A 23,420-nucleotide genomic window follows, 5' to 3' on the forward strand; every position below is an offset into this window, starting at 1 on the left:
TGAAAAAATTAGGGGACACACCACTGTGTTCCCTATTTTTCGAGAAAACTTAGTAGACGGAGGGTACATATGAGCGTCCCAAAATATAAAAGAATTGTCTTGAAACTTAGCGGTGAAGCACTAGCGGGTGACAAAGGCTTTGGATTATCACCTGCAATCATCAAGTCGGTCGCAGCACAAGTAAAAGATGTGGTGGATCTTGATGTTGAAGTGGCAGTCGTAGTTGGTGGAGGAAATATTTGGCGAGGGAAAATCGGAAGTGAAATGGGCATGGACCGCACAACTGCTGATTATATGGGTATGCTCGCTACCGTAATGAATTCACTGGCACTTCAAGATGCTCTTGAAAAATTAGGCGTTGAAACACGTGTATCGTCATCAATCGACATGCGACAAGTCGCAGAACCATATATTCGCCGCAAAGCAATCCGTCATTTAGAGAAAAAACGCGTCGTCATTTTTGCAGCAGGAACGGGTAATCCGTATTTCTCAACAGATACGACAGCTGCGTTACGAGCGGCAGAAATTGAAGCAGACGTCATCCTGATGGCTAAGAACAATGTAGATGGTGTCTATTCTGCGGACCCATTAAAAGATACGAATGCCGTGAAGTATACAGACCTTACGTATTTGGAAGTCATTAGTCAAGGGCTTGAAGTGATGGACTCTACTGCATCGACCCTATGTATGGACAACGATATCCCGCTCGTAGTATTCTCGGTTATGGAGAACGGTAACATTAAAAAAGCTGTACTGGGTGAACCAATCGGTACGGTTGTGAGGAGGAATGGGTAAATGTCAAAAGTAGTATTAGATCAAACAAAAGAAAAAATGGAAAAAGCGATATCTGCATTGACGAGACAACTTGCTTCCATCCGTGCAGGTCGTGCGAATGCATCTTTGCTAGATCGAATTTCAGTTTTGTATTATGGAGCACCAACACCATTAAACCAAATGGCTGGTATCTCAGTGCCTGAAGCGCGGTTGATGGTCATTCAACCATACGATAAAACGACATTAGGTGATATTGAAAAGGCAATCCTGAAGTCGGATATCGGTATTACTCCATCTAATGACGGCTCAGTCATCCGTTTGGCAGTCCCTGCACTAACAGAAGAAAGACGTAAAGAGCTTGTAAAAGAAGTGAAAAAAGAAGCCGAAGATTCCAAAATTGCAGTTCGTAACATCCGTCGGGATGCAAATGACGAGTTGAAAAAATTAGAGAAGAACGGCGAAATCACTGAGGACGAATTACGTCGTAGCGGTGAGGATATTCAGAAACTTACGGATTCGTACATTGTTAAAATTGATGAGGTCGCTAAAGATAAAGAAAAAGAAATCTTAGAAATCTGATTGTGAACTTTCCATACACAAAGACGTCCTACTAGAAGGGCGTCTTTTTTGAATGAATTGACGATTATGAAGAGTTTTATTGATGAACAGCTTCTACGCGGCATACGTTGAAGGGACGCCTTAAATAATTTCCATGCGATAGATGGATTTTTTAAATGAAATTTGTTTGCTTATTTGATACGATAGACTAGATACTTGCTCAAATAGCAGGCGAGTGGAGGAAATTGAATGTTAGAAAAACTGTTGAGAAAAAAAACATTGGAAATGGATAGCTCGATTTCTGATCGGCTTACTAAAGTCAAAAATGGAGATATCCCTTCACACGTCGCCATCATCATGGATGGAAATGGCCGCTGGGCGAAGCAGCGGAGCTTACCTCGTTTTGCAGGTCATCATGAAGGGATGAAGACTGTCCGTAAAATCACGAGAATTGCAAACGATATCGGTATTAGCGTCTTGACACTTTATGCATTTTCAACTGAAAATTGGAAGCGCCCTAAGATGGAAATTGACTTTTTGATGAAATTACCTGGAGAATTCTTAACTACATATTTACCCGAGTTAATTGAACAAAATGTCAAAGTCGAAATGATTGGCAATACAGATGGATTGCCTGTTCACACAAAGGAAGCCATTAGTAGAGCTATGCATGAAACAGCGCAAAACGATGGACTTATCTTAAACTTCGCCATGAATTATGGGAGTCGACTTGAAATTGTCGAGACGGTAAAAGAAATTGCTCGGCTTGCAATTGCAAATGAGATAGCAATTGAGGATATTGACGATGCCCTCATTGATGCACACTTAATGACGGCACATTTACCAGAACCCGATCTACTGATCCGTACAAGCGGAGAAGTACGACTATCGAATTTTATGCTTTGGCAACTCGCTTACTCCGAATTTTCGTTTACAGAAGTTCTATGGCCTGATTTTGATGAAGCTTGTATGCTTAATGCAATTGAAGAATACCAAATGCGTAATCGTCGTTTTGGCAATGTGGAAGGGGACAAAGGCAGTTGAAACAGAGAATACTTACAGCATTGATTGCGCTAGCGATATTTTTTCCACTCGTACTAATTGGTGGATTGCCATTTACAATTGCAATTTATCTAATCGCTTCAATCGGACTTTTTGAATTACTACGAATGAATCAGATGTCTATTTTTTCAATTCATGGCTTACTCACATGGCTTTTGCTTGCAACGTTGCTCATGCCTTCTGAATGGACAGCCAACGTACAAGAAGCCATCCACACGAGCAAATTGGAAATCCTCTCAGCAATTATACTTATTATGCTCATTTATACAGTGACTTCTAAAAATCGCTTTACATTTGAAAATGCCGCCTTTTCAGCTTTTAGTGCACTTTATGTCGGTATTGGATTTTATTATTTAATTGAAACGAGATTTTTTGGATTTGAATATGTGTTTTATGCGCTCTTAATTATATGGATGACAGATTCTGGTGCTTATTTTATCGGAAGGAAGCTGGGTAAACGAAAGTTGTGGCCAGATATTTCACCAAACAAGACAGTGGAAGGTTTTGTCGGAGGAATTATTTTTGCTGTATTGTTTACATGTATTATCCAGTACTTCTACCCAATTGCATCGACATTCGGAATTTTAATCATTGTGACAATCGTCGCTTCTATTGTTGGACAATTAGGGGACTTGGTCGAATCAGCATTGAAAAGGCATTTTAATGTGAAAGACTCTGGAAATTTGTTACCTGGTCACGGAGGTATTCTTGATCGTTTTGATAGTCTCCTTTTCGTGCTACCGCTCATTCACTTTTTACAATTCGTCGGTTAATGGAAAGGAAGTTGTTCAATCAATGAAAAAAAAGATCAGTCTTTTAGGTGCTACTGGATCGATTGGTACACAAACACTTGATATTGTGCAGTCGAACCCTGAACATTTTCAACTTGTATCTTTTTCAGCAGGCAAGAATATTGAAAAAGTAAGAGAAATCACTTTAAAGTTCCAGCCATCTCTTGTATCCGTTATGCGTAAGGAAGATGCCGAAACGCTAGCTGTTGATTTTCCTTCGACTCGTTTTGTATATGGGAAAGAAGGACTCATCCTCGTCGCTGCACATTCAGGGGCAGATATGCTCGTCAACGCTGTCATCGGGAGTGTCGGACTTGAACCGACATTGCATGCGATAAGAGAAGGGATAACGATTGCGATTTCCAATAAGGAAACATTAGTTGCTGCAGGGGATATTGTCATTGCTGAAGCTCAAAAGCGAAACGTAGCACTTCTCCCCGTCGATAGCGAGCATTCCGCACTGTTTCAAGCACTCAATGGTGAAAATCCAAAGAGAGTCACCCGTCTTATTTTAACGGCTTCAGGCGGAAGTTTCCGGGACTTGTCACGTGATCAGTTAAAACAGGTTACAGTTGAACAAGCGTTAGCTCATCCGAACTGGTCGATGGGGAATAAGCTGACAATTGACTCTGCAACAATGATGAATAAAGGATTAGAAGTTATTGAAGCCCATCATTTATTCAATTTACCGTACGACCAGATTGATTGTTTGCTTCATAAAGAGAGTATTATCCATTCTATGGTCGAATTTGAAGATACGAGCGTCATCGCTCAACTTGGTTCACCAGATATGCGCGTGCCAATCCAATATGCCATGACTTACCCAGACCGTATGCCGATGCAGAATGCGAAGCCATTGCGGCTGGAGGAAATTGGAGCGCTACACTTTGAGAGAATGGATTTTGAGCGATTCAAAGCATTAGCACTCGCTTACGAAGCAGGTCGTACTGGCGGTTCCATGCCGACCGTAATGAATGCAGCTAACGAAATTGCAGTTCAGTTGTTCATGATGAATAAAATCCCATTTTTACAGATTGAAGAAATTGTGGAGCAAATGATGAACGAGCATGTAACCATTTCACATCCTAGTTTGGATGAGATTTTAGAAATTGACTCCAATACGCGTAAATTGGTCCATGCATTGGTATGATGACTGAATTGAAAAAAGGCCGGTTTGGCCAGTTAAGGTGGTTTTAAATGGAAACCGTTATTGCGTTTATTATCATATTTGGTTCACTTGTTTTTTTTCATGAATTAGGGCATTTCTTATTTGCGAAAAAAGCAGGGATCATGGTGCGGGAATTTGCAATCGGTTTTGGTCCGAAGATTCTTGCAATCCGGAAGAAAGAAACGTTGTACACAATCCGAATCCTACCGTTTGGTGGCTATGTGCGAATGGCGGGAGAGGACTTTGACTCTGTCGAACTATTACCTGGCTATCGAGTTGGAGTTGTGCTCAATGATTCGGACGAAGTAGAAAAAATCTATTTGAATCGTGAAATTGCAAATCCGAATGTACTTTTTTTAGAGACCGAGTCTGCCGATCTTAGTAAAGAATTATATATCGAAGGATATGATGAAGATGGCCAACTCGTCCGATACAATGTTTCGAGAGAAGCGATCATCTATGAAAAAGGGCAAGAAACACTGATTGCACCCTATGATCGTCAATTTGATTCAAAGCCATTAGGTAGTCGAGCAATGGCAATTTTTGCAGGGCCACTCTTTAACTTCATTCTTTCGTTCTTTATTTTCTTAGCCATCGGGTTATTAAATGGTGTACCTAAAGACGAACCGATCATCGCGGAAGTCGTAAAGGATACGCCTGCATATGCTGCTGGGATGGAAGCTGGTGACCGTATTAAAGAAGTGGACGGGAACGTAGTGGACAAATGGTCTCAATTTACTGGAATCATTCAAGAAAAACCTGGTGAAAAGATTCAGGTGAAAGTAGAAAGAGCAGGAGAACTGTTAACGATGACGATGACGCCATCGACTATCGTGGATTCCGGCCAAGAATTCGGACAAATTGGTGTTAAGTATGCACCTGAGTACGAGAAGAGTCCTCTAAAAGCATTGCAATATGGTGCTACTGAAACAGTGAACTGGATTACACGGATCTTTGAACTGTTAGGGATGCTCGTTACAGGTAAATTTACAATTGATGCACTGAGTGGACCAGTCGGTATTTATAAGGCGACAGAAGAAATGGCTCGGTTCGGCATCTTTACATTAATGAATTGGGCGGCTATACTGAGTATCAATTTAGGAATCATGAACTTGTTGCCATTGCCAGCACTAGACGGAGGAAGGTTACTCTTTTTCCTATACGAAGCTGTAAGAGGCAAACCTGTAGACAAACAAAAAGAAGGCATGGTTCACTTTGTTGGGATCATGTTACTCATGGTTCTCATGGTTGTTGTCACCTGGAATGACATTCAACGCTTCTTCTTCTAATGGAGCATGACAATCTAACTACTGGAATTCGAGGTGAAAGCAAATGAAACAATCACGTACATTCATCCCAACGATGCGTGAAGTCCCTACAGATGCTGACACAGTATCCCATCAGTTATTAGTAAGAGCAGGATTTGTCCGACAACATATGAGCGGCGTTTATACATATATGCCGCTTGCTAAAAAAGTGTTGTCGAAAATCGAAAAAATTATCCGTGAAGAAATGGATGCACTGAATGCAGCCGAACTATTTATGCCGACGTTGCAACAAGCTGAACTATGGCAGGAAACAGGGCGATGGGATGCTTATGGATCTGAATTATTCCGGATTAGTGATCGTCACGACCGAGAAATGGCATTAGGACCTACACATGAAGAAGTCATTACTTCGCTTGTACGCGATGAAGTGAAATCTTACAAAAAATTGCCGTTAACTTTCTATCAAATCCAAACGAAGTTCCGTGATGAAAAGCGCCCTCGGTTTGGTTTACTTCGTGCACGTGAGTTTATTATGAAAGACGCCTATTCATTCCATGCGACAGCAGATAGTTTGGATGAAACGTATTCAGCTATGATGCAAGCTTATTCAAACATTTTTACAAAGATTGGTTTAAACTTTCGCGCAGTACTTGCTGATGGCGGTTCGATAGGTGGAACGGATACACATGAATTCATGGCATTATCCGATATTGGTGAAGATACAATTGCTTATAGCGATGCATCTCCATACGCGGCAAACATTGAGACAGCTGAAGTGAGTGCAAATAAAGAAAAGCCGAATCAAACGCAAAAAGCGATTGAAAAGGTTGAAACACCTACTCAAAAGACAGTCAGCGATGTTGCGAAGTATTTACAAGTTGGAGTCGACAAAGTTCTTAAAACACTCATCTATAAGGCGGATGGTGAATTCCTTGCGGTTATTGCACGTGGTGATCACGATGTCAATGAACTGAAGTTAAAGAAAGCATTACATGCAGGGGATCTTTCATTTGCTACGGCACAGGAAATAGAGTCTTTAATTGGGTGCAAAGTAGGGTTTATTGGTCCTGTCAAACTACCGATAGATATGAAAGTGTACGCTGACTATTCGGTAGCGAATTTAGTGAATGTTGTCTGTGGTGCAAATGAAGAAGGTTATCATTTAATCAACGTCAACCCTGAAAGGGATTTCGCGATCGATCAATTTATTGACTTGCGCTTTATCCAAGAAGGAGATCCTTCTCCTGACGGCTCAGGAACAATCCGATTTGCAAAAGGAATTGAATTAGGGCATGTCTTCAAGTTAGGCACTGCTTATAGTGAACCGATGCGCGCAACGTATGTAGATGAGAATGGAAAAAACAATCCATATATTATGGGTTGCTATGGAATCGGTGTCTCTAGGATTCTTGCAGCCATTGCGGATCAATACAATGACGCAAGTGGGTTGAAATGGCCAAAACACCTTGCTCCTTATGATGTCCATCTTGTGACGATTAATATGGAGGACGAAGTGCAGAGGCAATTATCCGAGGAACTGTATCATTTATTGAAATCTTATCGGTATGAAATTTTGCATGATGATCGCCATGAACGGGCAGGTGTGAAGTTTGCTGATGCCGACTTGATTGGTTTGCCGATCCGTTTAACAATCGGAAAAAGGGCACAAGAAGGAATTGTAGAGGTCAAATTTAGAGAGACTGGTGAAACAGTCGAGTGGCAGAGAGAAGAAGTGACGGAAAAACTTCAGTCGTTTTTCTCTTAACAACTCGTTAAAAAAGGGGAAGGCCGTGCGTTCAATCGGTTCTTCCCTTCTTTTGACGTTTGAAGTGGAGGGGTTAGCAGCATGGATGCGAGAATGAAACTACTGACATTGCTTCAGCAAATTGGTATGACAGATGACCAAGTAATTGCGTGTTTTGAAGGTGGAACATTGGAACGTGTCGATATTCATCGGAAGTCAAGAGTGTGGCAATTCAACGTGCAATTGGAGCGGACATTGCCAGTACACGTATTTCAATTGTTTCAACAGCGTTTGCTCGATGCATTCAATTCAATTGCAACAGTACGTTTACAGGTGAATTGTCGTACAACCGAAAAGAACGCTGAGCAAGTGGTTGGTTATTGGCCAATCGTTATTGAAGAATTAAGAGATATGTCTCCACCCATAAGAGAAAGGTTGTTAGGACAGACGCCTGTTCTAGTAGGTGAGAAGATGACGTTAGTTTGTACAAGCGAGTTTGAACAACAAACGTTGAAAACGAAATACGGACCACTACTAGCTGATGTTTATGCTTCATTCGGTTTTTCTTCCATGGCAATCGAATTCACCGTCGTGGAGGATGAAGCTCAACTAGAAGCGGAGAGACTTGCCTTCATTGCACAAAAAGAAGCTGAAGAAGAAGCGTATGCAAAAACCGCGTTAGCAAATCTTCAAAAAGTAGAAGCGTTGAAGAAGGAAAACGGTGATCAGGGCAATCGACCGTTCATATTAGGGACACCGATTAAGCCTGACGAACCGTTAATGAGCATTCAATCGATTCAAGACGAAGAACGTAGAGTGACGATTGAAGGCTTCGTTTTTGATACGGAAGTACGAGAATTGCGTAGTGGTCGTTCTTTATTAACGATGAAAGTGACTGACTATACGGACTCGATATTAGTGAAAATGTTTTCGCGGGACAATGAAGATGCGGAATTGATGAAAACGTTGAAGAAAGGTTCCTGGGTACGTGCGCGTGGCAGTATTCAAAACGATACATTTGTCCGTGATCTAATTATGATGGCACAAGATATTATGGAAGTTGCTCCTGTCATTCGCAAAGATTTAGCACCTGATGACCGTAAGCGAGTGGAATTACATGCTCACACGACAATGAGTCAGATGGATGCTGTTACGACTGCATCTGCACTTGTTGAGCAAGCTGCTAAATGGGGTCATCCTGCTGTAGCAATAACGGATCATGCGAATGTCCAATCATTTCCCGAAGCATTTTCTGCTGGAAAAAAACACGGCATCAAAGTATTGTTCGGACTTGAAGCAAACTTAGTCGACGACGGCGTACCGATTGTTTATGATGAGCAACACCGTAAACTGGAAGATGATACATATGTTGTCTTTGACGTCGAAACAACGGGACTCTCTGCTGTTTACGATACAATTATTGAGTTAGCGGCAGTGAAAGTCGTAAATGGGGAAATAAAAGAACGTTTTGAACGATTTGCGAACCCGCATCATCCATTGTCTTCAACGACGACGGAATTGACAGGTATTACAGATGACATGGTGAAGGATGCTCCAGAAGTATCTGAAGTCATTAGAGATTTCAAAGAATTTATAGGCGACTCTATTCTTGTTGCACACAATGCATCGTTTGATATGGGATTCTTTTATGAAGCGAGTAAACGAGCCGAATTGCATGACAAATCCTATCCGGTTATCGACACACTCGAGCTCGCGAGGTTTTTATATCCTGAACTAAGGAATCACCGTTTGAATACGTTAGCAAAAAAGTTTGATATTGAACTGACGCAACATCACCGTGCAATTTACGATACAGAAGCGACAGCGTATTTGTTCATCCGATTGATGAAAGATGCTGCAGAGAAGGGCATTGCATTCTTAGATGATTTTAATAAGAACATCGGTGAAGGAGATGCTTATAAACGCTCGCGTCCATCGCATTGTACACTGTTAGCGGTAGATGATGAAGGACTGAAAAATCTGTTCCAACTCGTTTCAATTTCCCATATGAACTATTTTTATCGCGTACCTCGTATTCCAAGGTCGTTACTAACGAAATACCGAAAAGGACTATTGGTTGGTTCAGGTTGTGATAAAGGTGAAGTTTTTGAAGGTCTCATGCAAAAGTCTATGGAGGAAGTTGAAGAGATTGCAAGGTTTTACGACTATTTGGAACTGCATCCTAAGCCGGTCTACTCGCATTTATTGGAATTAGAATTAATACGGGACGAATGGAATCTTGAAGATATTATGCGTAAAATGATCAAACTTGGAAAGAAGACGGGATTGCCTGTTTGTGCCACTGGGAATGTCCACTACATTCATGAAACAGATGCGATGTATCGCCAAGTACTTGTCCGTTCGCAAGGTGGGGCAAATCCAATGAATAGACACGCGCTCCCTGAAGTGCATTTCCGAACGACTGACGAAATGTTGGAACACTTTTCGTTTCTAGGCAAAGAGACAGCAGAACAAATTGTCATTGATAATCCAAATGCAATTGCCGAAAGGATTGGCAATGTTAAAGTCATTAAAGACGATTTGTATACGCCGACAATCGAAGGTGCCGATGAGGAAGTTCGGAATTTGACCTATACGATGGCTCATAGCATTTATGGAGAGAACTTACCTGACATCTTGGAAGCGCGTATCGAGAAAGAGTTAAAATCCATTATTGATAACGGATTTGCCGTCATTTATTTAATTTCCCATAAGCTCGTTAAAAAATCATTGGATGATGGCTATTTGGTCGGGTCCCGTGGTTCTGTTGGTTCCTCACTTGTTGCGACGATGATGGAGATTACGGAAGTGAACCCGATGCCGCCACATTACGTCTGTCCTTCATGTAAACTGTCCGAGTTCTTTAACGACGGTTCCGTTGGTTCTGGGTTCGATTTGCCCGATAAGGCTTGTCCTTCTTGTGGAACGATGTTTAAAAAAGATGGACACGACATTCCGTTCGAAACATTCCTAGGTTTTAATGGGGATAAAGTTCCGGATATCGATTTGAATTTCAGCGGTGAATACCAAGCGCATGCACACAATTATACGAAAGTCCTTTTTGGGGAAGATTATGTGTACCGTGCTGGAACAATTGGAACGGTTGCTGAAAAGACAGCATACGGTTATGTCCGAGGGTATATGAACGACAATAATATTAATTTGCGTGGAGCGGAAATCGACAGGCTCGTACAAGGCTGTACGGGTGTTAAACGGAATACCGGACAACATCCAGGCGGCATCATTGTTGTACCTGATACCATGGATATATTTGACTTTACGCCAATCCAATATCCTGCAGATGATACAGGTTCAAGTTGGCGGACGACGCATTTTGACTTCCATTCCATTGATAATAACTTGCTGAAATTGGATATTCTAGGCCACGATGATCCGACAATGATTAAAATGTTGGAAGATTTATCGGGTATAGATCCGAAAACGATACCACCCGACGATGAAGGGGTCATGGCATTGTTCAGCGGGACGACTTCATTGGGGGTAACTGAGGAGCAAATTGATTGCAAGACAGGAACGTTAGGGGTGCCGGAATTCGGTACACGCTTCGTACGGCAGATGTTGGAAGAAACGAAGCCGTCTACCTTCTCCGAACTCATTCAAATTTCCGGACTATCTCATGGGACTGACGTGTGGTTAGGGAATGCGCAAGAATTGATTCAAAATAAAATTTGTCAATTATCCGACGTGATTGGATGTCGTGATGATATTATGGTGTACTTGATTTATCAAGGTCTAGAACCATCCATGGCATTTAAGATTATGGAATCTGTTCGGAAAGGGAAAGGGCTGACTCCAGAATTCGAAGCGGAAATGAAAGCAAATAATGTACCTGCATGGTATATCGATTCTTGTAAGAAAATAAAATACATGTTCCCTAAAGCCCATGCTGCTGCATACGTTATGATGGCACTGCGAATTGCATATTTTAAAGTACATCATCCGATTATGTACTATGCAGCGTACTTTACAGTGCGGGCGACCGATTATGATTTGCTTACGATGACAAAAGGGACTGCTTCAATGCGTGCCAAAATCAAAGAAATAAACGATAAAGGTTTGGAAGCTTCCCCGAAGGAAAAGAACTTGTTAACTGTACTTGAAATTGCTTTAGAGATGGGAGAACGCGGATTCACGTTTGCGAAACCTGACCTGTATAAATCGGATGCATCGGTCTTCTTAATAGATGGAAACAAACTCATTCCGCCATTCGACTCGATTCCTTCGCTCGGAACGAACGTTGCCAAAACGATTGTTGAAGCGCGTAAAGATGGGATCTTCCTCTCTAAAGAAGACTTGCAACAACGCGGTCGAGTATCGAAGACAGTCATTGAATTCATGGATACATTAGGGTGTTTGGAAGGTATGCCAGACTCGAACCAGCTCTCGTTGTTTTGATAAAAATGCTGTCAACTTCGGAAAGCATTGGCACATTGTTTGCATAGATGCCCAGTAGATGGTATAATTGTAGCAACTTTTGCTATAAGTCTTACGCGAAAAGAGTGGGGTCTCCCGCTCTTTTCTGTTGTTCTTTGCGGATTGGATAAGTTAAATGAATTTTCGGGAGGGTTATGATGAGTAAAATTACAGAACAAGTCGAAAAACTCGTCAGTCCGATTGTGAAAGACCTCGAGTTGGAATTGGTTGACATCGAATTTCTAAAAGAAGGTAAAGACTGGTTTTTGCGCATATATGTTGATACGCCGGAAGGCAATATCGATATTGAGCAATGTGCACAAGTTAGTGAAAGGCTGAGTGAGGAATTGGATCGAGTTGATCCGATTTCGCAAAATTACTTCCTCGAAGTCTCTTCACCAGGTGCAGAGCGGCCATTGAAAAAAGAAGAAGACTTCTTAAAAGCAATCGGTCAATATGTATTCATCAAAACATATGAACCGATCAATGGCATGAAAGAATTTGAAGGCTATTTGCTTTCATACGGTCCTGAAATTGCAGAAGTTGAGATTCGAATTAAGACACGCAAATTGCAAGTAGAAATTGAAAAGGCGAAAATTGCTTTTGCACGGTTGGCGATTGACTTTTCGGCATAATTGAATAGAGGAGTGATTAATTATGAGTAGTGATCTACTCGATGCATTGACAGCCCTTGAAAAACAAAAAGGAATTTCTAGGGATGTTATTGTTGAAGCGATTGAAGCGGCACTCGTGACCGCCTACAAACGAAATTTCAATCAGGCGCAAAATGTCCGCGTTGATTTAAACCTTGAAAAAGGTACGATGAAAGTCTATTCGCGAAAAGACGTTGTCGATGAAGTTGATGATGAGCGGTTACAAATGGCGTTGGAAGATGCACTGCTTGTCAATCCCGCTTACGAAATAGGAGATGTCGTGGAAGAGGAAGTCACACCACGAGATTTTGGCCGTATCGCAGCTCAAACAGCTAAACAAGTCGTTACACAACGGGTGCGTGAAGCGGAGCGTGGGTTAATTTATGACGAATACGTTGACCGCGAAGATGATATTGTCAATGGAATCGTAGAACGTCTCGATGCACGTAATTTGTATGTCGGTCTTGGAAAAGTTGAAGCTGTTTTGCCTGCTGGAGAACAAATCCCGACTGAATCATATAAACCACACGATCGCATTAAAGTGTACATTACTAAAGTCGAAAGAACTTCCCGTGGACCTCAAGTTTTTGTGTCCCGTACGCATCCTGGTCTTTTGCGCAGGTTGTTTGAAATGGAAGTGCCTGAGATTTACGATGGTATTGTTGAAATCAAGTCCATTGCCCGTGAAGCCGGCGATCGCTCAAAGATTTCTGTGCATACAAACAATGAAGAAGTCGATCCAGTCGGTTCTTGTGTTGGAGCACGTGGAGCGCGTGTCCAGTCCATCTCAAATGAGTTGAACGGGGAGAAAGTCGACATTGTCGAATGGTCAGAAGATCCAATCGTCTTTGTAGCAAATGCTTTAAGCCCTTCAAAAGTGCTTGACGTACAAGTGAACGAAGAAGAACGGTCGACAACAGTCGTTGTACCTGATTACCAACTTTCCTTGGCAATTGGGAAACGAGGACAGAACGCAAGACTTGCAGCGAAGTTGACAGGATGGAAAATTGATATAAAAAGCGAAACGGATGCTCGTGAATTAGGAATTTATCCTTCTGCGAATACTCCATACAATACTGTAGATGAGCATGAAAATGATGTATATACAGGTGCGAATAATGGAGACGATACGTTTAAAGATGATCCGTATTTTGATGTGGAATCGGATGATGAAACTGACTTAGAAACGATTGATCTTTATTCGGAAACTGATGACAAATGAAATGAAAGGATGAGTGCCCATGACTAGTAAGAAAAAAGTCCCTTTGCGGAAATGCGCTGCTACAGGTGACATGTACCCTAAAAAAGAAATGATCCGGATTGTACGCACGAAAGAAGGCGAAGTTTCAGTCGACTTGACTGGGAAGAAGTCAGGACGAGGTACATATGTATCAAAAACTGAAGCAGCTGTCGAAACTGCAAAACGCAATCGGGCCATTGAAAGTCAATTGGGAACTTCTGTGCCCGAGGAAGTGTATGAGGACCTTCTTCATGCAATCCGTCGAGAGGCATTGAAATGAATCATCCACAGAAAATTTTTCAGTTGCTAGGAATGGCAGCCAGAGCTCGGAAATTGATTACCGGTGAAGAATTGGTCGTAAAAGACATTCGTGCTGGAAATGCTCGACTTGTCATCATTTCTGAAGATGCTTCAAAAAATACACACAAAAAAGTTCATGATAAATGTAGTTTTTACAACGTTGAGAAGCATGTGTTTGGGAGCCGGGAAGCTCTTGGCCATGCAATCGGAAAAGAGTCGCGGGTCGTACTCGCGTTAACGGATGCCGGTTTTGCCGGTAAAATATCCGGGCTCCTCAACGAATATAACCGGGGGTGGGCTAATGACGAAGATACGTGTACACGAATACGCGAAACAAGTGAATCGGACGAGTAAGGAAGTCATAGATGAGCTTGGAAAGATGAATGTAAAGGTGTCGAATCATATGTCAATGCTAGATAAGGATGCGAAAGATAAATTGGATAAGCATTTCAGCAAAGGTGGTTCAACTCCTCCGAATACAGCAAAGCAAGGGCAAAAGCCATCTTCAAATGGCGCACGTCCATCACAAGAGAGAAACAAGCAAGACGATCGACCAAGACAAGGCCAACAGCGCCAAGGGCAAGGCGGCGCGCAAGGTAACCGTTCCGCACAAGGTCAACAACGTCAAGGGCAAGGCGGCACGCAAGGTAACCGTTCTGCTCAAGGCCAACAGCGCCAAGGGCAAGGATCGCAAGGCAACCGTTCTGCACAAGGCCAACAACGTCAAGGGCAAGGCGGCGCGCAAGGCAACCGTTCTGCACAAGGTCAACAACGTCAAGGGCAAGGCGGCGCGCAAGGTAACCGTTCTACGCAAGGCCAACAGCGCCAAGGGCAAGGCGGCACGCAAGGCAACCGTTCTGCACAAGGCCAACCACGTCAAGGACAAGGAGCGCAAGGTGGTAATCGTCCTGCTGGGCGCGGTGGCAGACCTCCTGCTCGCGGCATTAACCAAGGGCGCAGAAGACATCGTCCAGCACCAATGCCGAAAGTGGAAAAACCATTGCCGGAAAAAATTACATTTTATGAGTCCTTATCTGTCGGAGAGCTTGCAAACAAATTAGGACGCGAACCGTCTGAAATCATCAAAAAGCTCTTTATGCTTGGTGTTATGGCAACGATTAACCAAGAACTGGATAAGGATGCAATTGAACTAATTTGCGCAGATTATGAAGTGGAAGTGGAAGAGGAAATCCGCATTGATGTCACCGATCTTGAAATTTACTTTGAAGATTCAGAAGAAGTTGAAGCGGATCTAACTGAACGTCCACCTGTCGTAACAATTATGGGGCATGTTGACCATGGTAAAACGACACTACTTGACTCTATTCGTGATACAAAAGTGACACAAGGTGAAGCTGGCGGAATCACTCAACATATTGGTGCCTATCAAATCGAAGTGGAAGGAAAGAGAATTACTTTCCTTGATACGCCTGGGCATGCTGCCTTTACGACAATGCGTGCACGAGGTGCCAAAGTTACTGACATTACAATTTTAGTAGTAGCTGCCGATGATGGCGTCATGCCGCAAACAATCGAAGCGATAAACCATGCAAAAGCGGCTGAAGTACCAATTATTGTTGCGGTGAACAAAATGGATAAACCTTCCGCAAATCCTGACCGTGTCATGCAAGAGCTGACAGAGCATGGACTTCTTTCTGAAGCGTGGGGAGGAGATACGATTTTTGTACCAATTTCTGCATTGAAAGGTGAAGGAATTGACCATCTTCTTGAAATGGTGTTACTCGTTTCAGAAGTTGCAGAATTGAAAGCAAGCAAAAACATCCGTGCGAAAGGAACTGTGATCGAAGCACAGCTCGATCGCGGACGTGGATCTGTCGCAACGTTGCTCGTGCAAGATGGAACATTACGTGTAGGTGACCCGATTGTTGTTGGTACGACATTTGGTAAAGTGCGTGCGATGATCAATGACTTAGGCCGTCGTGTGAAAGAAGCGGGTCCATCAACACCTGTCGAAATAACAGGATTGAATGAAGTACCTCAAGCTGGCGATCGCTTTGTTGTGTTTGAAGATGAAAAGACCGCTCGTCAAATCGGTGAGTCAAGAGCAGGCGATGCATTGCAAGAACAACGTGTAGAGAAAACACGTGTTACGCTTGATAACTTGTTCGATCAAATGAAACAAGGTGAAATGAAAGAACTGAATTTGATAGTTAAAGCTGACGTTCAAGGTACAGTTGAGGCAATGGCGGCTTCCCTTATGAAAATTGAAGTGGAAGGTGTTAACGTCAAAATCATTCATACCGGTGCAGGTGCTATCAATGAATCTGATATTTCCCTTGCGGCTGCATCTAATGCAATTGTAATTGGTTTCAACGTTCGACCTGATGTCAATGCAAAACGTGCTGCTGAAGAAGAAGGTGTCGACATTCGTTTACACCGCGTCATTTATAAAGTAATCGAGGAAATCGAATTTGCGATGAAAGGGTTACTGGATCCTGAATTTGAGGAGAAAGTAATTGGGCAAGCTGAAGTTCGTGAGACATTCAAGGTTTCTAAAATCGGTACAATTGCTGGAAGTTATGTCACTGAAGGTAAATTGACAAGAGATGCTGGCGTCAGAGTACTTCGAGATAACATCGTCATTTTCGAAGGTGAGCTTGATACGTTGAAACGCTTTAAAGATGATGTAAAAGAAGTATCTAAAGGATACGAATGTGGTATTACTGTGAAGAACTTCAATGACATCAAGGAAGGCGACATCTTTGAAGCCTTTGTCATGGAGGAAGTCAAACGGTCATGATTGTGTATGCCGAATGCATATTCTTCATTCCAGATGTCCATTCGCTGAAAGAAAAGCGGTCGGTCCTAAAAAAGATGACCGATCGCGTAAAAAATGATTTTAATGTTTCCGTTGCGGAAATCGATTACCAGGATTTGTGGCAGCGTACAACAATCGCTCTCGTATCCGTCGCTTCTTCAAAAGAGGCAGCGGAAGGAGAGACGAGAAGGGCTATCCGCTTCCTGGAATCGAATCCTGAGTGGGAAATGACTGATTTACTGCTAGATTATTATTGATAAGAAATAGGGGTGACCATTCATGTCTATGCGTGCAAATCGGGTCGCTGAACAGATGAAGAAAGAACTTGGCGGCATCATTGGCCAAAAGTTAAAAGATCCTCGGATTGGCTTTGTCACAGTCACTGATGTTGAAGTGACTGGAGATTTACAACAAGCGACGATTTTTATTTCTGTACTTGGAAATGATGCGCAAAAAGAAGCTACTTTGGCAGGTCTAATGAAAGCAAAAGGATTCATTCGTTCTGAAATTGGACAACGAATCAGACTTCGTAAAACACCTGAAATCGAGTTCGCATTTGATGATTCCGTTGAATACGGTAATCGCATCGAATCATTACTTCGTCAAGTAAACACTGAAGAATGAAAATTGGAGGGAGTCGGTGTCCAAAAGGACTTATCCGATTTCCTCCTTTTGCCTTAAGAAGATAGGAGGGATGGAATGGAAGGGATTCTGCCGTTGTGGAAAGAAAAAGGAATGACATCACATGATTGTGTCTTCAAATTACGAAAAATACTCGGCATGAAAAGGATTGGGCATACGGGTACGTTAGATCCGAGTGTAGAAGGTGTACTCCCCATCTGTCTAGGACAAGCGACAAAGGTCGCTGAATACGTTACAGACGCAGGCAAAGAGTATATTGCTACTGTTTCAATAGGCGCGTCTACAGAGACGGAAGACGCGGATGGAGCAGTCGTCGAGTCGGACGAAACGTTTAAACGAGTCACACGCAAAGAGTTGCTTACAGTTCTACAGCGATTAACTGGAGAAATCACACAAATTCCTCCTATGTACTCTGCAGTAAAAGTGAATGGTAAAAGATTATATGAGTACGCGAGAAAAGGAATTGAAGTGGAGCGACCCTCAAGAAAAGTGCACATTTATGAAATTGAGCTTTTAGATGATGCTGAATTTTTCGAAGGCGAAGAGTTGCAATTTTCCATTCGTATAGCGTGTGGTAAAGGGACATATATTCGAACGTTATCGGTCCAAATTGGCGAACAACTCGGTTATCCTGCTCACATGAAGAACTTAGTGCGGACCGCATCTGGCAACTTTGTTCAACAGGATTGTATGACGTTAGCGGAAGTGGTGGAACGAAAAGAAAATGGCCAATTGAACAATTTCATTCGACCATTGGAAGATGCGCTCATCGACTTTACTTTTGTGCCACTCGAAGAAGATTTGTATGATAAAATAATGAATGGGCAAGTATTGCCTCAACATAAGTTGCTTTTGCAAAATGATGTGATTGTATTTACTCACAAGGACAAAGCGGTTGCGATTTATCGCAACCATCCGACTAAAGAAGGATTGATGAAACCGGAAAAAATGTTTCCGGTCAATCGGTAAGGGAGAAATTCATGGAAATTCATCGTTTACACTATCCAGACAATTTTCAAACACCTACCGCTGGACCGTTCTCCTTAGCAATCGGTTTTTTTGACGGTTTGCATATAGGTCATCAGACAGTCATTGAGGCGGCGAAAAGGAAAGCGGAAGAATTGGGGATCCAATCAGCGGTCATGACGTTCGATCCTCACCCGTCCCATCTATTCAAAAGTGGAACGGATAAAGTAGGGTATATAACCCCTTATCGAGAGAAGATTAGACTTCTTCAAGACATGGGAATTGATACATTATTCATCGTCACATTCAATTGGGAGCTCGCATCTTTATCACCAGAAGCGTTTGTTGAATTGTTCATGAAAGGATTAGGCGTCAAACATGTCACAGCTGGTTTCGACTTTACATATGGTTCCAAAGGTTCAGGCACGATGGAACAGATGGCTGCATTAGCGGACGGAGTTTATGAGACGACGATCATTCCAAAAGTGGAAGCAGATGCACATAAAATCTCCTCGACTAGAATCCGTGAATTGCTTGCTCAAGGTGATGTTGAACATACAGCAAGATTGCTTGGTAGACCGTTTAGAACTGTAGGAACAGTGATTCATGGTGATAAAAGAGGGCGTCAACTCGGGTTTCCGACTGCTAATATCGCATCTGAACCTGAATCCCTTATTCCTTCAAACGGTGTATATGCTGTCCGTGTTTTAGTAGGAACTACTTGGTATGATGGCGTATGTAATGTTGGCGTTAAACCGACATTCCATGATCCGAACAGAAAAACTCCGACGGTTGAAGTACACATTATGGATTTTGAAGGAAGTTTGTATGATCAAGAACTCTCTCTCGAGTGGATCGCCCATATCCGTTCTGAGAAAAAGTTTCAGTCAATCGAAGAGTTAATCGAACAAATAGGAAAAGACAAGCATACTGCCAAACAATTATTACATAGGTAATTGCGTAGGAACTGAATTCTTTGTGCATCTTTATTGCATACCACAGCTATGCATGATATGATAAATCAGTGCAATCGCATGAACCTTTCCTTGGCAAGTCGAATCACCAACGATTGCTCGGGATTCGGGGATATTTTATGGATTAGGAGGTGAAAAGGATGGCAATTACACAAGAGCGTAAAAATGAATTGATCACTGAATTCAAAATTCATGAAAACGATACTGGATCTGCAGAAGTACAGATCGCTATCCTTACAGAAGAGATCAACAACTTGAACACGCATCTTCAAGTACACAACAAAGACCACCACTCACGTAGAGGTCTTCTTAAGATGGTTGGTACACGTAAAAGACTTCTTAAGTACTTGCGTGAAACTGATGTTCAACGTTACCGTGATCTTATTGCAAAACTCGGCCTTCGCCGTTAATAAGATGGATATGGAAAGCGGGCCTTGCCCGCTTTTTTTTATTGAATTGATGCGAACGAACTGTCAATAACAAATATTTATGTTATATTTCGCATAAGCGAATCATTTTTGATACACTATGACTAAATACATACTACGTATGGTTGCTTACGTTTGAAAAAAGAGAGGAGTACCATAATGACAGAACAGAAAAAAGTGTACACATATGAGTGGGCCGGGAGACCATTGACGATTGAGACAGGTCAACTCGCGAAACAGGCAAACGGTGCAGTACTTGTCCGTTATGGCGATACATCCGTATTGTCAACAGCGACTGCTTCAAAAAATCCGAAAGCTCTCGATTTCTTCCCTTTGACTGTGAACTATGAAGAGCGGCTTTATGCTGCAGGGAAAATTCCAGGAGGCTTCATTAAACGTGAGGGTCGTCCTTCCGAAAAAGCCGTATTGACGAGCCGGTTAATTGACCGCCCGATTCGACCGTTATTTGCGGATGGATTTCGTAATGACGTCCAAATAATTTCACTTGTCATGTCAGTCGACCAAAATTGCACGTCTGAAATGGCTGCAATGCTTGGTTCTTCACTCGCTCTATCCATTTCCGACATTCCGTTTGAAGGACCAATTGCTGGTGTGCAAATTGGCCGTATCGATGGCGAATTCATCATTAACCCTACACCAGAGCAATTGGAGAAAAGTGAACTGGACTTAGTGGTAGCAGGAACAAAAGATGCTATCAACATGGTTGAAGCTGGCGCGAAAGAAGTGGCGGAAGATGTCATTTTAGAAGCGATCATGTTTGGCCATGAGCAAATCATTAAACTGATTGAATTCCAAGAAATGATCGTTGCTGAAGTCGGAAAAGAAAAGATGGAAATTACGCTATTCGAGTTGGACGAAACATTGATGGCTGACGTGAAAGAAAAATGTGAAGCTGAATTGATCAGTGCCATTCAAACAGAAGAGAAGCATGCACGTGAGGAAGCAATCTCTGCTGTGAAAAATGCCGTAATGGAAAGTTATACGGAAGCAGAAGCTGATGAAGAGACATTAAAACAAGTGAAAAACATTTTAGACCACCTCGTGAAAGAAGAAGTCCGTCGATTAATTACCGATGAAAAAGTTCGTCCGGATGGTCGAGGATTAGATGAAATCCGTCCATTATCTTCCGAAGTGGGCATTTTACAACGTACGCATGGTTCCGGTTTGTTCACACGTGGACAGACACAAGCATTGAGTGTTTGTACATTAGGGGCACTTGGAGAAGTACAAATTATAGATGGCTTAGGACTTGAAGAGTCCAAGCGTTTCATGCATCATTATAACTTCCCGAATTTTAGTGTTGGGGAAACAGGTCCAATCCGTGGACCAGGCCGTCGTGAAATTGGACACGGTGCGTTAGGTGAGCGTGCACTTGAAGCAATCATCCCTGATGAAAAAGACTTCCCGTACACAATCCGTCTTGTTGCTGAAGTTCTAGAGTCGAATGGTTCTTCATCACAAGCATCGATCTGTGCGTCCACAATGGCGATGATGGATGCAGGTATTCCAATTAAAGCACCTGTAGCTGGTATTGCAATGGGTCTCGTGAAAAAAGGGGACAACTATTCCGTACTTTCCGATATCCAAGGGATGGAAGATCACTTGGGTGATATGGACTTTAAAGTGGCAGGGACAGCTAAAGGCATAACTGCATTACAAATGGATATTAAAATTGAAGGATTGTCGCGTCAAATTCTTGAAGAGTCATTAGCACAAGCGAAAATCGGTCGCATGAAAATCCTTGACCATATGTTAACAAGTATTTCCGCACCGAGAGAGCAGCTGTCTGCTTACGCTCCAAAAATTATTATGATAAAAATCAATCCGGATAAAATCCGTGATGTCATTGGACCTGGCGGAAAAGTGATCAATAAAATTATTGAAGAGACAAACGTGAAGATTGACACAGAACAAGATGGAACAATTTATATTTCTTCACCGAACTCAGAGATGAACGAAAAAGCGAAGACGATGATTGAAAACATTGTCCGTGAAGCAAAAGTAGGCGAATATTATTTAGGGAAAGTGAAACGAATTGAAAAATTCGGTGCATTCCTTGAAATCTTCTCAGGCAAAGACGGCCTCCTTCACATTTCTGAAATTCAAGAAGAACGTACAAAAGCAGTGGAAGATGTATTGAAGATGGGTGATGAACTGCTCGTCAAAGTCATTGAAATCGACAACCAAGGACGCGTGAACTTGTCTCGTAAAATTGTGTTGAAAGAACAAAAAGAAGCTGCTGAAAAAGAGAATAACGCATAATATGAGCTGAATAAAATAAAAGAAAAAGCCCCACTTTGCATCGTGTGAAGTTGGTGGCTTTTTATTCTTTCAAACAGGAAGAGGGGATTCGCAATGCTGCAAAAAAGAAGATGTCTTAATGGTGTAACAATCGTCCATGAAAAAATGCCACATGTTCGCTCAGTTGTTATTGGCATTTGTGTGAAAGTGGGATCTGCGAATGAAATGGCTTCCCAATGGGGACTGTCACACTTCATAGAACATATGTTGTTTAAAGGGACACCTACTCGAAGTGCGAAACAGATTGCGGAACAATTCGATCGAATTGGTGGAGATGTAAATGCGTATACATCAAAAGAAGTGACTTGTTATTCGGCAATCGTTTTAGACCGTTATGCACACCAAGCGATCAGTATTCTTGCTGACATGTTTTTCAACTCCACGTTCGATCCGAAAGAGATGGAGAAGGAGAAAGCCGTCATTTTGGATGAAATCGCTTCTGTCGAAGACACACCAGATGATGATGTGGATGAAAGGCTTTGGGGAGTCATGTACCCGAATGATGCGATTGGCCGATCGATTGGCGGCAGTAAGGAAACGATTCAATCCTTTAACCTAGAAATGATTGAACAGTATATGGCGACGTATTATACACCTGAAAATACCGTAATATCGGTAGCTGGCAATTATGATGAAACGCTGATTCATGCGATTGAACAACATTTTTCTGCATTCAAAACAAAGAAAAATACAATTGATAATCCAGTCATACAGCCACCACGCTTTTCAAGTGGACAAACAATGAAGGAAAAAGCGATTGAACAGACTCATGTCTGTTTAGGATATCCAGGCTTACCGTTAAAAGATGAGCGATTACACGATCTAATTTTACTAGATAGTATTATCGGAGGAACAATGTCTTCACGTTTATTTCAGCAAATTCGTGAAGAACTGGGGATTGCCTATTCCGTCTTTTCCTACTATTCATCATTTACCTCCACGGGTGCCTTTGTCATTTATGGGGGAACAGCTCCGGAACAAATGGACACGATGGTGAGATGTATGGATGAAATCATTCTGGACGTTGCGCAAAACGGCGTAACTGATGAAGAATTGCATAATGCTAAAGAACAATTAAAAGGCAGTTTTCTTATAGGACTGGATAGTGCGGAAGCAAGAATGCACCGGAATGCTAACAACGAGCTCATTTTGGGTGAGCATCGATCGATAGATGAGGTCGTTGCATTGATTGAACAAGTACAAGTGACGCATGTAAACCGCCTAGCCCGCGAAATTTTCGTACAGGACCGTGCCACTTCCGTTATCAGTCCTAATAGGTAGTGTTCCATAAAAAATAGTCAGTTTTACTGCTTCCTT

20 protein-coding genes are annotated in these 23,420 nt (G+C 42.2%); all 20 read left to right on the forward strand.

Annotated features, from left to right (window positions below):
- The first annotated feature begins 69 nt into the window (after positions 1–69).
- The gene (gene pyrH / locus NRI27_RS05995; protein ID WP_317941634.1) at positions 70–795 is read left to right on the forward strand and encodes a UMP kinase; all 726 of its coding nucleotides are present in this window, start codon (positions 70–72) and stop codon (positions 793–795) included.
- The gene (gene frr / locus NRI27_RS06000) at positions 796–1,353 is read left to right on the forward strand and encodes a ribosome recycling factor (protein WP_317941633.1); all 558 of its coding nucleotides are present in this window, start codon (positions 796–798) and stop codon (positions 1,351–1,353) included.
- A gap of 228 nt (positions 1,354–1,581) precedes the next feature.
- A complete protein-coding gene (locus NRI27_RS06005) occupies positions 1,582–2,376 on the forward strand; it encodes an undecaprenyl pyrophosphate synthase (protein ID WP_317941632.1) in 795 nt (264 codons plus the stop codon).
- Entirely contained in the window at positions 2,373–3,167 is a 795-nt protein-coding gene (locus tag NRI27_RS06010; protein ID WP_371389920.1) for a phosphatidate cytidylyltransferase, read from the forward strand. Before NRI27_RS06005 ends, NRI27_RS06010 begins: the two co-directional genes overlap by 4 nt.
- Before the next feature lie 22 nt (positions 3,168–3,189).
- Entirely contained in the window at positions 3,190–4,335 is a 1,146-nt protein-coding gene (locus NRI27_RS06015) for a 1-deoxy-D-xylulose-5-phosphate reductoisomerase (protein ID WP_371389921.1), read from the forward strand.
- A 47-nt stretch (positions 4,336–4,382) separates the two neighbouring features.
- Positions 4,383–5,642, forward strand: coding sequence for an RIP metalloprotease RseP (rseP, locus tag NRI27_RS06020; protein WP_371389922.1), 1,260 nt, complete (start codon positions 4,383–4,385; stop codon positions 5,640–5,642).
- A gap of 43 nt (positions 5,643–5,685) precedes the next feature.
- Complete coding sequence (locus NRI27_RS06025) at positions 5,686–7,386, forward strand: proline--tRNA ligase (RefSeq protein ID WP_371389923.1); 1,701 nt, start codon at positions 5,686–5,688, stop codon at positions 7,384–7,386.
- A gap of 81 nt (positions 7,387–7,467) precedes the next feature.
- A complete protein-coding gene (locus NRI27_RS06030) occupies positions 7,468–11,781 on the forward strand; it encodes a PolC-type DNA polymerase III (RefSeq protein WP_317941627.1) in 4,314 nt (1,437 codons plus the stop codon).
- Between the two features lie 176 nt (positions 11,782–11,957).
- Positions 11,958–12,434, forward strand: coding sequence for a ribosome maturation factor RimP (rimP, locus tag NRI27_RS06035; protein WP_317941626.1), 477 nt, complete (start codon positions 11,958–11,960; stop codon positions 12,432–12,434).
- A gap of 22 nt (positions 12,435–12,456) precedes the next feature.
- Positions 12,457–13,674 (forward strand): transcription termination factor NusA, encoded by a 1,218-nt coding sequence (gene nusA, locus NRI27_RS06040; protein ID WP_317941625.1) that lies wholly within the window; start codon positions 12,457–12,459, stop codon positions 13,672–13,674.
- A gap of 19 nt (positions 13,675–13,693) precedes the next feature.
- The gene (rnpM, locus tag NRI27_RS06045; RefSeq protein WP_317941624.1) at positions 13,694–13,972 is read left to right on the forward strand and encodes an RNase P modulator RnpM; all 279 of its coding nucleotides are present in this window, start codon (positions 13,694–13,696) and stop codon (positions 13,970–13,972) included.
- On the forward strand, positions 13,969–14,346 hold the full coding sequence (locus NRI27_RS06050; protein WP_371389925.1) for a YlxQ family RNA-binding protein: 378 nt from the start codon (positions 13,969–13,971) through the stop codon (positions 14,344–14,346). Before rnpM ends, NRI27_RS06050 begins: the two co-directional genes overlap by 4 nt.
- Positions 14,294–16,753: a translation initiation factor IF-2 gene (gene infB, locus NRI27_RS06055; protein ID WP_371389927.1), complete on the forward strand. Its 2,460-nt coding sequence runs from the start codon at positions 14,294–14,296 to the stop codon at positions 16,751–16,753. The genes NRI27_RS06050 and infB overlap by 53 nt, the downstream gene beginning before the upstream one ends.
- Positions 16,750–17,028 carry a DUF503 domain-containing protein gene (locus NRI27_RS06060; RefSeq protein ID WP_371389928.1) on the forward strand — a complete coding sequence of 93 codons (279 nt, stop codon included), beginning with the start codon at positions 16,750–16,752 and terminating at the stop codon, positions 17,026–17,028. Before infB ends, NRI27_RS06060 begins: the two co-directional genes overlap by 4 nt.
- A gap of 22 nt (positions 17,029–17,050) precedes the next feature.
- Positions 17,051–17,395: a 30S ribosome-binding factor RbfA gene (gene rbfA, locus NRI27_RS06065; protein WP_317941620.1), complete on the forward strand. Its 345-nt coding sequence runs from the start codon at positions 17,051–17,053 to the stop codon at positions 17,393–17,395.
- A 75-nt stretch (positions 17,396–17,470) separates the two neighbouring features.
- Positions 17,471–18,382, forward strand: a complete 912-nt coding sequence (gene truB / locus NRI27_RS06070) for a tRNA pseudouridine(55) synthase TruB (RefSeq protein ID WP_371389929.1) — start codon at positions 17,471–17,473, stop codon at positions 18,380–18,382.
- Positions 18,383–18,393: 11 nt separating this feature from the next.
- Complete coding sequence (locus NRI27_RS06075; RefSeq protein ID WP_371389930.1) at positions 18,394–19,335, forward strand: bifunctional riboflavin kinase/FAD synthetase; 942 nt, start codon at positions 18,394–18,396, stop codon at positions 19,333–19,335.
- A 158-nt stretch (positions 19,336–19,493) separates the two neighbouring features.
- Positions 19,494–19,763 carry a 30S ribosomal protein S15 gene (rpsO, locus tag NRI27_RS06080; protein WP_317941617.1) on the forward strand — a complete coding sequence of 90 codons (270 nt, stop codon included), beginning with the start codon at positions 19,494–19,496 and terminating at the stop codon, positions 19,761–19,763.
- A 177-nt stretch (positions 19,764–19,940) separates the two neighbouring features.
- Positions 19,941–22,064 (forward strand): polyribonucleotide nucleotidyltransferase, encoded by a 2,124-nt coding sequence (gene pnp / locus NRI27_RS06085; RefSeq protein ID WP_371389931.1) that lies wholly within the window; start codon positions 19,941–19,943, stop codon positions 22,062–22,064.
- Between the two features lie 93 nt (positions 22,065–22,157).
- Positions 22,158–23,384: a M16 family metallopeptidase gene (locus NRI27_RS06090; protein ID WP_371389932.1), complete on the forward strand. Its 1,227-nt coding sequence runs from the start codon at positions 22,158–22,160 to the stop codon at positions 23,382–23,384.
- Positions 23,385–23,420 lie beyond the last annotated feature (36 nt).

It is taken from the genome of Sporosarcina sp. OR05 (genome assembly GCF_041414805.1).
Taxonomy (GTDB): Bacteria; Bacillota; Bacilli; order Bacillales_A; family Planococcaceae; genus Sporosarcina; species Sporosarcina saromensis.